The following is a 12,374-nucleotide window of genomic DNA, read 5'->3' as shown; positions in this document are numbered from 1 at the left end:
TGACATCATGTCGATGGTGGCAGTAAGACATGTCCTGTTAGCAATGGTTCATGGGGAAGGGTCTGCTAGGTACGCACGCTTGCAGAGGCGCTCAACAATCTCGCCGGGTCATGAATTCAACATAACGCGTCTAACCGCCCTGATCCGGTCCGAATACACAAAATTCCAGGGTTACCGGCCAATCAACGCCCTTCCCACCGACTTTAGTCGTAGTATCTCTTTCAAGGCAGGGGGATGCCCGGTCTAGAGCTGCTGTTGATCAAAAATGCCTCTCAGAAAGCTACTACACCGGGCGTGATTGGCCTCGGTAGGCGTTGACATTACCGCCTGCGCTTGCTAAAAAATCGCCATAGTTGTACGACAACACATAACAAAAACAACAATCAGTGGACACTCTCCCCATGTCGACCCCCATCGCGCTACACCCAAGCCTCGCACCGCCCTCCATTGCATCACGCACGGCCACCTAGTGCCGTAAACCCGGTTCATCCTACCCGGCCTTCACCGGCCCGTACCCACCCGCTCCTGCCGCAGGCCGCTTTCGCGTGCCCGGTGGACGGGTTGCCTCACCCTTTTGTGGAGCACAACAATAATGAAAATCTGCCAAACCCTTCCCCTCGCCCTGCTGGGCGCCGGCATGATCGGGAGCTTGCCGGGCACCAGCGTGGCCGCAGGCTTCATCGAGGATTCCAAAGCCACGCTTGGCCTGCGCAACTTCTACATCAACCGCAACTTCACCAACCCCAGCAACCCGCAGAGCAAAGCCGAGGAGTGGACGCAGAGCTTCATCCTCGATGCTCGCTCAGGCTTCACCGAGGGGCCGATCGGTTTCGGTGTGGATGTGCTGGGGATGTGGTCGGTGAAGCTCGATGGCGGTGGCGGCACCTATGGCACCGCCCTGCTGCCACGGGATGACGATGGGCGGCCGGCGGATGACTTCGGGCGCCTGGCGGTGGCGGGCAAGGCGCGGATTTCCAAGACTGAGCTGAAGATCGGCGAGTGGATGCCGGTGCTGCCCATTCTGCGTTCCGACGATGGCCGCTCGCTGCCACAGACCTTCCGCGGTGGGCAGATCACGTCCAATGAAATCGCCGGGCTGACGCTGTACGGCGGGCAGTTCCGCGGCAACAGCCCGCGCAACGACGCCAGCATGGACGACATGAGCTACGCCGGCGCCCTGTCGGACCGTTTCAACTTCGTCGGTGGCGAATACAAGTTCAACCAGGACCGCACCCTGGTCGGGCTGTGGAACGCTGTGCTCAAGGACGTCTATGAGCAGCAGTATCTGCAGCTGAGCCACAGCCAGCCGGTGGGCAGCTGGACCTTCGGCGCCAACCTCGGCTACTTCCACGGCGGCGAAGACGGCTCCGAGAAGGCCGGGCAACTGGACAACAAGACGTATTCGGGGATGTTCTCGGCCAAATATGGCGGCAACACGTTCTGGGTGGGCCTGCAGAAGGTCGATGGCGATACCTGGATGCGGGTCAACGGTACCAGCGGCGGGACCCTGGCCAACGACAGCTACAACTCCAGTTTCGACAATGCCAACGAGCGCTCCTGGCAGGTGCGTCATGACTTCAACTTCGTCACCGTTGGCGTGCCGGGGCTGACGCTGATGAACCGCTACATCAGCGGCCAGGACGTGCACACCGCGTCGGTCAGCGACGGCAAGGAGTGGGTGCGGGAAACGGAGCTGGCCTATGTGATCCAGAGCGGGGCGTTCAAGGACCTGAGCGTTAAATGGCGCAACTCCTCGATTCGGCGCGACTACAGCAACAACGAATTCGATGAGAACCGGTTGATCTTCAATTACCCACTGTCGTTGCTGTAAAGGCAGGCACGTGGCGGCCCATCGCGCCGTGGCTCGCGATGGGCCGCAAGGTCACAGAAATAACATTGACAACCCCGGAAGTCACTGCCGATAATCCAGGCAAGTCATACGACAACCTACAACAATTAACAAAAGAGCCGGCCATGACCACTACCCCCCTCAAGCGCCTGCTGCTCACCGGAGCCGCAGGCGGCCTGGGCAAGGTCCTTCGCGAACGCCTGCAAGGCTACGCCGAGGTCCTGCGCCTTTCCGATATCAGCCCGATGGCACCTGCTGCGGGCCCGCATGAAGAGGTCGTGACCTGCGACCTGGCCGACAAGGCCGCCGTCCACGCGCTGGTAGAAGGTGTCGACGCCATCCTCCATTTCGGCGGCGTATCCACCGAACACTCCTTCGAAGACATCCTCGGCCCCAACATCTGCGGTGTGTTCCACGTTTACGAGGCGGCGCGCAAGCATGGGGTCAAGCGCATCATCTTCGCCAGCTCCAACCACACCATCGGTTTCTACCGCCAGGACGAACGCATCGACGCCCACGCCCCGCGCCGGCCCGACAGCTACTACGGGTTGTCCAAGTGCTACGGCGAGGATGTGGCCAGCTTCTACTTCGACCGCTATGGCATCGAGACCGTCAGCATCCGCATTGGCTCCTCCTTCCCCCAGCCACAGAACCTGCGGATGTTGTGCACCTGGCTGAGCTACGACGACCTGGTGCAGCTGATCGAACGCGGGCTGCACACCCCCAATGTGGGCCACACCATCGTCTACGGTGCCTCCGACAACCGCACCGTATGGTGGGACAACCGCTATGCCGCGCACCTGGGCTACGCGCCTAAAGACACCTCCGAGGTGTTTCGCGACGTGGTAGAGGCCCAGCCGGCCCCTGCCGCCGATGACCCGAGCATGGTCTATCAGGGCGGCGCCTTCGCCGTTGCCGGACCGTTCAACTGATACCCAGTGCTTCAGGAGGCCCGGCCATGAACTGCGAACTGATCGTCGACGCCCGCAACGGCACCGGCGAAAGCCCCGTGTGGCACCCCACCGAACAAGCCCTGTACTGGGTCGACATTCCTGCCCGCACGCTGCATCGCTGGCAGCCCGATGGTGCGCACCAGAGCTGGCAAGGCGACGAGATGATCGCCTGCATAGCGCGCACTGAGCAGGGCTGGATCGCCGGCATGGAAAGCGGCATCTTCCAGCTTGAAACCAAGGCCGATGGCAGCCTGGCCAGCCACTTGCTCAGCGCCGTCGACCATGCCCGCAGCGGTATGCGGTTCAACGATGGGCGCTGTGACCGCCAGGGCCGCTTCTGGGCCGGCACCATGCTGATGGACATGCAGCAAGGCGCCACGGTCGGCGCGCTGTACCGGCATGACGGCGAGGGCCGCTTGCACCTGCAGCAGGACGGCATGATCGTGCCCAATGGCCTGGCCTTCAGCCCCGACGGCACGCGCATGTACCTGTCGGACTCGCACCCTGACGTGCAGAAAATCTGGGTGTTCGACTACGACATTGACAGTGGCACACCCCACAACAAGCGGCTGTTCGTCGATATGCATGCCTTCCCCGGCCGCCCGGACGGCGCTGCCATCGACCAGGACGGCTGCTACTGGATTTGCGGCAACGATGCCGGTCAGGTCCATCGGTTCACACCGGATGGCCGCCTGGACCGCTCACTCAACGTGCCGGTCAAAAAGCCAGCGATGTGCGCTTTCGGCGGCTCCAACCTGGACACCCTGTTCGTCACCTCGATCCGCCCCGCAGGCATCGACCTCGGCGACCAGCCGCTGGCCGGGGGCGTTTTTGCTTTCGAACTCGGCGTCAAAGGCCTGGAGGAACCTGCCTGCCGGGGCTGAACACCCGTACTGCCAACCACACTCGCACGCCCGAAACCAGATAATAAAAACCACGGAGTTTCATCATGACGTTCAAACGCAAGCTGCTTCTTGCTGCACTCCCGTTCGCTTTCAGCCTCTCCCTGCCAGCCCACGCGCTGGACATCAAGTTCGCCGAGATCCACCCGGCCGGTTACCCGACCGTGGTCGCCGAGCAGAACATGGGCAAGAAGATCGAAGCGGCCAGCAATGGCGAGATCACTTTCAAGATGTTCCCTGGCGGCGTCCTGGGCTCGGAAAAGGAAGTCATCGAGCAGGCGCAGATCGGTGCCGTGCAGATGACCCGCGTCAGCCTGGGGATCGTCGGCCCGGTGGTGCCTGACGTGAATGTGTTCAACATGCCGTTCGTGTTCCGCGACCATGACCACATGCGCAAGATCATCGACGGCGATATCGGCCAGGAGATCCTCGACAAGATCACCAATTCCGAATTCAACCTGGTGGCCCTGGCCTGGATGGACGGCGGCTCGCGCAGCATCTACACCAAGAAGCCGGTGCGCAGCCTGGAAGACCTCAAGGGCATGAAGATCCGTGTGCAGGGCAACCCGCTGTTCATCGACATGATGAACGCCATGGGGGGCAACGGCATCGCCATGGATACTGGCGAGATCTTCAGCGCCCTGCAGACCGGGGTGATCGACGGCGCCGAAAACAACCCGCCAACCTTGCTCGAGCACAACCACTATCAGAGCGCCAAGTACTTCACCCTCACTGGCCATCTGATCCTGCCAGAGCCGGTGGTGATGTCCAAGACCACCTGGAACAAGCTCACCCCTGAGCAGCAGGCGCTGGTGAAGAAGGTCGCCCGCGAAGCGCAGATGGAAGAGCGTGCGCTGTGGGATGCCAAGACTGCCGCCAGTGAAGAGAAGCTCAAGGCCGCTGGCGTGGAGTTCATCACCGTCGACAAGAAACCGTTCTTCGACGCTACCGCTTCGGTACGCGAGAAATACGGTGCACCGTACGCCGACCTGATGAAGCGTATCGACGCCGTACAGTAATACCGGCCCCTTTCCAAGTTTGACCTCGGCAGTGCGACGCCCGTCGCCCTGCCGCTTTGGTGATACCTATGAAATCGCTTTTCCTGAGCGTCAACGACACGCTCTACCGCAGCTGTATCTGGGTCGCGGGCCTGTCGATCCTGGCCATGTCGCTGATCATCCCTTGGGGCATCTTCGCCCGCTATGTGCTGGGTACCGGCTCCAGCTGGCCGGAGCCGGTAGCGATCCTGCTGATGGTGGTGTTCACCTTTGTCGGCGCTGCCGCCAGCTACCGGGCCGGCGCGCACATGGCGGTGGGGATGATCACCGACCGTTTGCCACCACTGCAGCGCCAGCTGGTTGCACTGCTGGTTCAGGTGCTGATGATCCTGGTATGCGTGTTCATGACCTACTACGGCGTCAAGCTGTGCATCACCACGTGGAACCAGTCGCTGGCCTCGTTGCCTGGGGTGCGGGTGGGCATGACCTACGCGCCGATCCCCGTCGGTGGCCTGCTGACCCTGGTTTTTGTACTGGAAAAACTCCTGCTGGGCGATCAGAGCAACCGCAAGGTGGTTCGTTACGATCTGGCCGAAGAAAACGAAGGAGCTGCGTAAATGGATGCGTTCATTCTGTTGGGCAGCTTCATCGTGCTCATCCTGATCGGTATGCCGGTGGCCTTCGCTCTGGGCCTGTCGGCGCTGATCGGCGCCTGGTGGATCGACATCCCGCTGCAGGCGATGATGATTCAGATCGCCAGTGGGGTTAACAAGTTTTCGCTGCTCGCCATTCCGTTCTTCGTACTGGCTGGCGCAATCATGGCCGAAGGTGGCATGTCACGGCGTTTGGTGGCCTTCGCCGGCGTGCTGGTGGGCTTCGTACGGGGCGGTTTGTCGCTGGTCAATATCATGGCCTCGACCTTCTTCGGCGCCATTTCCGGCTCGTCGGTGGCGGACACCGCATCGGTAGGCTCGGTCCTGATCCCCGAGATGGAGCGCAAGGGCTACCCGCGTGAGTTCTCCACGGCGGTGACCGTCAGCGGCTCGGTGCAGGCATTGCTCACCCCACCCAGCCACAACTCGGTGCTGTACTCGCTGGCGGCGGGCGGCACGGTGTCGATTGGCTCGCTGTTCATTGCGGGGATCATGCCGGGCTTGCTGCTGAGCGCGGTGATGATGGGCCTGTGCCTGATGTTCGCCAAGAAGCGCAACTACCCCAAAGGCGAGGTGATCCCGCTGCGCCAAGCGCTGAAGATCGCCGGCGAAGCACTGTGGGGGCTGATGGCGATGGTGATCATCCTCGGCGGTATTCTCTCGGGTGTGTTCACCGCCACCGAATCAGCGGCCGTGGCAGTGGTCTGGTCGTTCTTCGTGACCATGTTCATCTACCGTGACTACAAATGGCGCGACCTGCCCAAGCTGATGCACCGTACGGTGCGGACCATCTCGATCGTGATGATCCTGATCGGCTTTGCCGCCAGCTTCGGCTACGTGATGACGCTGATGCAGATCCCGTCGAAGATCACCACCGTGTTCCTGACCCTGTCAGACAACCGCTATGTGATCCTGATGTGCATCAACTTCATGTTGTTGCTGCTGGGCACGGTGATGGACATGGCGCCGCTGATTCTGATCCTGACGCCGATCCTGCTGCCGGTCATCACCGGCATAGGTGTGGACCCGGTGCACTTCGGCATGATCATGCTGGTGAACCTGGGCATTGGGTTGATCACACCACCGGTCGGTGCGGTGCTGTTCGTCGGCTCGGCCATCGGCAAGGTGAGTATCGAATCGACGGTGAAGGCGCTGCTGCCGTTCTACATCGCGCTGTTCCTGGTGCTGATCGCGGTCACCTACATCCCGGCCATCTCGCTGTGGCTGCCGAGCGTCGTGCTGTAACCGACCTCATCCGGGGCCGCTGTGCGGCCCATCGCCGGCATGCCGGCTCCCAGGTACAGCGCCGATCTGATGGATCATGCGAAACCTGTGGGCGCTGGCGTGCCGGCGATGGGCTGCGCAGTAGCCCATGGACACTCCTGCAAATGGACCCTGCACATGGCTGTCGCTGTTTCTACCTCGCTTTTCCCACGCAAGCTGGCGGTCGCGCTACTGGCGCTGCTGGCCTGCTCGTTCGCCGGCAACCACATTGCCGCACGCATCGCCTTCGATGACGACACCGGCGTTCTGTTGGCCATCCTCTGTCGTTCCGGCATCACCTTCCTGGTGCTGGCCAGCCTGGTGCTATGGCAGCGCCAGCCACTGAGCCTGCCGGCTGGCACGCGGCATTGGCAACTGCTGTTGGGCCTGCTGATCGCCACCCAGAGCCTGTGCCTGTACTCGGCCGTGGCGCGCATCCCGGTTGCCTTGGCGCTGCTGGTAGGCAATACCTTCCCGATGCTGCTGGCGCTGCTGACCTGGGCGCTGGGCGGCGCTCGCCCGACCGGGCGCACCGTGCTGTTCATGGGGCTGATCCTGTTTGGCCTGGTGCTGGCGCTGGATGTACCTGGGCGCCTGAGCAATGAGGGTGAGGCCAACCCGCACTGGCTCCTGGGCGTGGGCCTTTCGTTCTGCGCCGCCTGCGTGTTCGCCTGCGCGTTGTGGATCACTGACCACAAACTGGCGGCGGTTCGCGGCCCGGTGCGTAGCTTGCTGACCCTGTTGATCGTGTTCGCCAGCATGCTGGTGGCCGGTGCCAGCGGGGTGATGCCATCCGGGTTGTCGCTGCCGGCCAGCGCCAGCGGCTGGGCAGCGTTGGCCAGCCTGGTGGTGCTGTATGGCGTGGCCTTCACCTTGCTATTCGTCTGCGTGCCACGGCTGAACATGGCGCAGAACGCGCCGGTGATGAATATCGAGCCCATCGCTACACTCCTGCTGGGTTGGGCTTTGCTGGATCAACGCCTGGGCACCTGGCAATTGATCGGCGCCGCCGTGGTGGTGTGCGGCATCGTGCTGCTGACCTACCGCCGGGCCAACTGACCCGCTTTGTGAAAGGAGCCGCTGATGGCTGTCACCGAACTGCAGCTGCAAGACCGCCTGACCCGCCTGACCCTGGCGCCCGAGCTGGGCGCCAGCCTGGTCAACTGGGAAGTGAAGGCGACCGGGCAGGCGCTGCTGCGTCATACCGACCCGGCGACGCTGGCCAGCGGTACACCGCGGCAGTTGGCGTGCTACCCCTTGGCGCCGTGGTCCAACCGCATCGGCGAAGGTGGTTTTGCAAGACCCGAAGGTTGGCTGGCCCTGGCGCCCAACACCCCACACGATCCGTATCCGATTCATGGCACTGCCTGGCAGCAGGCCTGGCAGGTGGCTCACCACACTGAGCGAAGTGCAAGGTTGACCCTTCAGAGCAGCGTGCCGTTCGCCTACCGGGCGGTACTGGATGTGCATGTGCATGAAGGCTGCCTGAGGCTTGACCTGCATTTGACGCATCTGGATGAGCCCGCTACCTGGTACGGGCTGGGCTTGCATCCTTACTTCCCGCGCTACCCAGACACCCGGCTGCGGGCAGCGGCGCAGCATGTGTGGCTGGCCGAAGAGGGGCGGTTGCCGTCGTACAAGGCAGCAGTGCCTGAAGCGTGGCGCTTCGATGCGCCGGCCGGCCTGCCGAGCACCGTGGTCGACCATGCCTTCGGCGGCTGGGCCGGGCACTGCGTGATCGAACAACCCGCGGCCGGTTATCGCCTGGCATGCAGCGCCAACGGCGCCGAGCATTTCTTGCTGTTCTGCCCCCAGGACAAACCGTTCTTCTGCTTTGAGCCGGTGAGCCATCCAATCAATGCCCATCACCTGCCGGGGCAACCGGGGCTGCGTTTGTTGCAGCAGGGTGAAGAAATGAGCCTGGGGTTCAGCCTGGAGTACCAGGCGATCCAGACGGTTGTCAGCGAGCAAGCTGAGCCGGGTGGCCCGAAAGCAGGATGACGTCAGTCCAGCCCTTGGGCCCGCAGCTCATGCGCCAGCATGTCGACGAACGCGCGCACCTTGGCCGAACCGTGCTTGCTTTCGCGGTGCAGCACATGGATCGGCCATGGGGCTTCTTCATAGTCGGCAAGGATCACCTGTAACTGCCCGCTGGCGATCTCGTCCACCACCTGATAGGACAGCAACCGGGCAATCCCCAGCCCACCCACCGCCGCGGCAATCGCACCGTCGTTGCTGGTCACGGTGAGCCTGGGTTGGATGCGCACCAGGGTCGGTTCGTCCGTCACGCCGAAGCGCCAGCCCGCGCGCGGTGACAGGTTGGTGGTGGCGATCACCGCATGCGCCGGCAAGTCCGAAGGGTGCTGCGGCAAGCCATGGCGCAGCAGGTATTCAGGCGAGGCGCAGAGCATGCGCCTGACCCTGCCCACGCGCAGGGCCTTGAGGCCGGAGTCAGGCAGCGGACCGATACGCACGGCAACGTCCATGCCCTCCTCGACCATGTTGACGATGCGGTCGAGGAAGTAGGCAGAGACGTTGACCTCGGGGTACTGCTGCAGATAACGCACGATGCTCGGCATGACGAATTTCTTGCCGAAAAGGATGGGCGCAGTGACCGCCAGCTCGCCTTTGGGCGTGGCGTTGATGCCGGCGGCGGCCTCGTTGGCCTCAAGGATGCTGGCAAGGATATGGCGGGTGTCCTCCAGATAGCGGCCACCCGCCTGGGTCAGGCGCACGCTGCGCGTGGTGCGTAGCAACAGTTTGACGCCGAGCATGTCCTCGAGCGCACTGACCGCGCGGGTTACGGCAGCGGGCGAGATATCCAGACGGCGGGCGGCGGCTGCGAAGCTTTCCAGCTCGCCTACCGCAACGAACACCTTCATCAGGTGAATCTGGTCCATGTCAGCTCCTGGGGACGGGTGTCGAGTGATTATCAGCCATCTGCAGGCGGCATCAAATGTCCAGTACCAACGCTTGCCCACCCTCCTGCGTTTTGCCCGGTACCGCGCAACAGATCAGCACTGTCCCCGCGTCCGGCATCTGCGCAGGCGGGTTCGGGTAATGCACCTGGCCGCTCACCACCTTGGTCTTGCAGGTGCCGCACGAACCGCCCCGGCAGCTGAAGTCCGGGGACAGCCCTCGGGCCTCGGCAAGTTCCAGCAAGGTACCACCGCCCGGCGCCCAGCGCGCCTCCTTGGCCGAGCTGGCGAAGTACACCGGCACCGGCTCGCTGGCAGCCGGTGGCTGCTGCAATGTCGGCTGGTTGTCATCGGTATGACGCTTCAGGGTCGACGGGCCGAAGGCTTCTGCATGGATGCGCTTGTCGGGTACATGAATGGCGCGCAGCCCTTCGTACAGCTCCTGGGTAAAACTGGCGGGCCCACACAGGTAGAAGTCGTAGTCATCCAGCGCCAGCTTCGCTTTGACCTGCTCGATCGCCAGGCGCCCGGCATGGTCGTAGTCGCGTCCTGGTAGTGCATCGTCCTCGGGCTGGCTAAGGAAACGATGCACACTCAACAGGCCGCCTGCCTGCTCGCCCAACGCCGCCAGTTCCTGCTGAAATGGCAAGTCGGCGAGGCGGCGGGCACTGTGGAACAGGTGGATTCGCCGCGCCTGCTGCCGGGCCAGCTGCTCGCGCAACATGGCGATCAGCGGGGTAATGCCCACGCCTGCCCCCATCAGCACGATGGGCCTTGCGCTGTCGCCATCCAAGGTGAAACTGCCCATGGGCAGCCGCACGCCGAGCAGATCGCCCACGCCGACCTGTTCGTGCAGATACCGCGAAGCCGCCCCCTGGGCCTTCACGCTGATGCGCAGGTAGCCGTCCGATGGCGCGCACGACAGGCTGTAGGTGCGAATCAACGGCGTCTCGCCTCCCAAGGCCAGGCGCACCGGAATGTGCTGCCCTGGGGCGAACGTTACCGGCCTATCTGGGGCGAGGTAGAACGAGCGGATGTCTCGGCTTTCCTGCTCCACCCGCTGCACACGCCAGGCCAGCCATTGGCGCTGCCGTTCGCGCTGCTGCAGGCGCTGCTCGGCCTCGGCCCAGGTGCCGGTCATCAGGCTGGTAGGTGCGTACTCCTGGAAGGCCCAGCGCAATGACACGCCAGCCCGGCGCAGCACGATCTGTTCGACCTGAAGCGTCCATAGCCGCTCGGCGCCTTCGAAGTCTTTGATCAGTGGGCTGTCGAGCACAATAGTGGTGCGGCCAGTCAGTTGCAGGACATCACCGTTGCTGAAATCGACGAACAACAACCCTGCCTGCGGATTTTCCAACAGGTTGCCGAGGGTATTGAAGTGCAGGTTGCCGGCATAGTCGGGGATGGTCAGGCGGTTGCCATCGACCTTGACGAACCCGGCCCGGCCGCCGCGGTGCGAGACGTCCACCGCGCGGTGGCCGTCTGGGTGGTCTATGTAGCTGGCCACGAAAAAGGTGTCGGCCTGCTCGATCATGGTCACCGCATGGGCATCCAGCACGCTTGAATCCAGCCGCCCCTGCGCCGGCTCATCGACACGCGTGTAAGCACGCATCTGGATGTACTGGGGGCAATTGCCGAAAGCATGCTCCACCGCCACCGCCAGCCGCCCATCGTTCCCTTGCTGGACAAGGCCGTTGATGCGATTGCGGCGGCGGCTGTGCAGCTCGATGCCCAGCAGGCCGACAGCACCACCTGGGCCCAGGCCTGGCGCTGCCGGGTCGTCACTGGCGAGCTGGGTGTCGATCAGCAACTGCCGAGGGTCGGGCGAGCTGACGAAGCCTTCGGGGCCTTCAAGCAGCGTCGCCCAGGGTTTACCGTGGGCGTCCACGGCACCTGCAACCAGAAACGGCAATTGCCGGTAGAAGTCGCGGTGCTGGTCGGGCATGTAGTCACGAATGACCTTCCGCCCGAACACCTCCATACGTTCCGCCACACCGGCCTGTTCCTGCAGCCGTTTCTCGCCAGCGTGCCAAGGGGAAGTACGAGGGTCTGGTAGTGCTTGCATGGCGGCGTTCCTCGGTAGGGTAGCGGCTCAGGCGCTGGCTTGCAGGCCCACGGCGGTACGTGGCATGGCAACGAAGCCAGGCAGCGCTTCGACACGCGCCAGCCAGGCACGCACGTTGGGGTACGGGTCCAGCGAGACATTGCCTTCGGGGGCATGGGCGATGTACGAATAGTTGGCGACGTCGGCGATGGTTGGCTCGCTGCCCACCAGGTACGGCGTCTTGGCCAGCTCGGCATCCATCACCTTGAGCAAGCTGTGGGCACGGCCGATGACTTCGTCGGTGTTGAACGAGGCGCCGAACACCGTGACCAGGCGAGCAGCAGCAGGGCCGAAAGCAACGGGCCCGGCAGCAACCGACAGCCAGCGCTGCACGCGGGCAGCGGCAAGCGGATCTTGGGGCAGCCACTGGCCACGTTTGTCATAAGTACCCGCGAGGTAGACGAGGATGGCGTTGGAGTCGGCGATGACAGTACCGTTGTCATCGATAACAGGCACTTGGCCGAACGGGTTGATGGCGAGAAATTCCGGCTGCTTGTGCGCCCCTTTGGCCAGGTCTACGAAGACCAGTTCGGTGGGCAGGTTCAGCAGTGACAGCATCAGCTCGATGCGGTGGGCATGGCCGGATTTGGGGAAGTTGTAGAGTTTGATCATGGTCTGCGCTCCAGGCGTGGCACCGGGGTGGTGCTGCTGGAACACATGCTGCGCTGATTCGGCGGGCAGCAGAATCAGCGCGCAGAGGAGATCATAATTTCGCCAGGCGAAATAATGACCCT

General features: G+C 63.2%; 11 protein-coding genes. 8 read left to right on the top strand and 3 right to left on the bottom strand.

Annotated features, from left to right (window positions below):
- Positions 1 to 592: 592 nt before the first annotated feature.
- The 8 genes from ABRP30_RS05855 (at position 593) to ABRP30_RS05820 (ending at position 8,619) form a co-directional block, all read left to right on the top strand.
- The gene (locus ABRP30_RS05855; protein ID WP_349976406.1) at positions 593 to 1,831 is read left to right on the top strand and encodes an OprD family porin; all 1,239 of its coding nucleotides are present in this window, start codon (positions 593 to 595) and stop codon (positions 1,829 to 1,831) included.
- Between the two features lie 143 nt (positions 1,832 to 1,974).
- Complete coding sequence (locus ABRP30_RS05850; RefSeq protein ID WP_267821528.1) at positions 1,975 to 2,781, top strand: NAD(P)-dependent oxidoreductase; 807 nt, start codon at positions 1,975 to 1,977, stop codon at positions 2,779 to 2,781.
- Between the two features lie 26 nt (positions 2,782 to 2,807).
- Positions 2,808 to 3,686 (top strand): SMP-30/gluconolactonase/LRE family protein, encoded by an 879-nt coding sequence (locus ABRP30_RS05845; RefSeq protein WP_349976405.1) that lies wholly within the window; start codon positions 2,808 to 2,810, stop codon positions 3,684 to 3,686.
- A gap of 65 nt (positions 3,687 to 3,751) precedes the next feature.
- The gene (locus tag ABRP30_RS05840; RefSeq protein WP_267821524.1) at positions 3,752 to 4,723 is read left to right on the top strand and encodes a TRAP transporter substrate-binding protein; all 972 of its coding nucleotides are present in this window, start codon (positions 3,752 to 3,754) and stop codon (positions 4,721 to 4,723) included.
- 68 nt (positions 4,724 to 4,791) lie between these two features.
- Positions 4,792 to 5,319, top strand: a complete 528-nt coding sequence (locus ABRP30_RS05835; protein WP_241802720.1) for a TRAP transporter small permease — start codon at positions 4,792 to 4,794, stop codon at positions 5,317 to 5,319.
- A complete protein-coding gene (locus tag ABRP30_RS05830; RefSeq protein WP_267821522.1) occupies positions 5,320 to 6,600 on the top strand; it encodes a TRAP transporter large permease in 1,281 nt (426 codons plus the stop codon).
- Positions 6,601 to 6,756: 156 nt separating this feature from the next.
- Positions 6,757 to 7,677 (top strand): DMT family transporter, encoded by a 921-nt coding sequence (locus ABRP30_RS05825; protein ID WP_349976404.1) that lies wholly within the window; start codon positions 6,757 to 6,759, stop codon positions 7,675 to 7,677.
- 24 nt (positions 7,678 to 7,701) lie between these two features.
- On the top strand, positions 7,702 to 8,619 hold the full coding sequence (locus ABRP30_RS05820; protein WP_349976403.1) for an aldose 1-epimerase: 918 nt from the start codon (positions 7,702 to 7,704) through the stop codon (positions 8,617 to 8,619).
- A gap of 2 nt (positions 8,620 to 8,621) precedes the next feature.
- On the opposite strand, the gene ABRP30_RS05815 is transcribed toward ABRP30_RS05820, so the two are convergent.
- Genes ABRP30_RS05815 through ABRP30_RS05805 form a run of 3 tightly spaced genes read right to left on the bottom strand, consistent with a single transcriptional unit; the run spans position 8,622 to position 12,252 of the window.
- Positions 8,622 to 9,518, bottom strand: coding sequence for a LysR family transcriptional regulator (locus ABRP30_RS05815; RefSeq protein WP_267821515.1), 897 nt, complete (start codon positions 9,516 to 9,518; stop codon positions 8,622 to 8,624).
- A 52-nt stretch (positions 9,519 to 9,570) separates the two neighbouring features.
- On the bottom strand, positions 9,571 to 11,601 hold the full coding sequence (locus ABRP30_RS05810; RefSeq protein WP_267821513.1) for a pyridoxamine 5'-phosphate oxidase family protein: 2,031 nt from the start codon (positions 11,599 to 11,601) through the stop codon (positions 9,571 to 9,573).
- Between the two features lie 27 nt (positions 11,602 to 11,628).
- Positions 11,629 to 12,252 (bottom strand): glutathione S-transferase family protein, encoded by a 624-nt coding sequence (locus ABRP30_RS05805; protein WP_267821511.1) that lies wholly within the window; start codon positions 12,250 to 12,252, stop codon positions 11,629 to 11,631.
- Positions 12,253 to 12,374 lie beyond the last annotated feature (122 nt).

Source organism: Pseudomonas sp. WHRI 8519 (assembly GCF_040224055.2).
GTDB lineage: Bacteria > Pseudomonadota > Gammaproteobacteria > Pseudomonadales > Pseudomonadaceae > Aquipseudomonas > Aquipseudomonas putida_X.
Note: the sequence above shows the minus strand (reverse complement) of the source record. Positions and strands in the feature narration are given on the sequence as shown.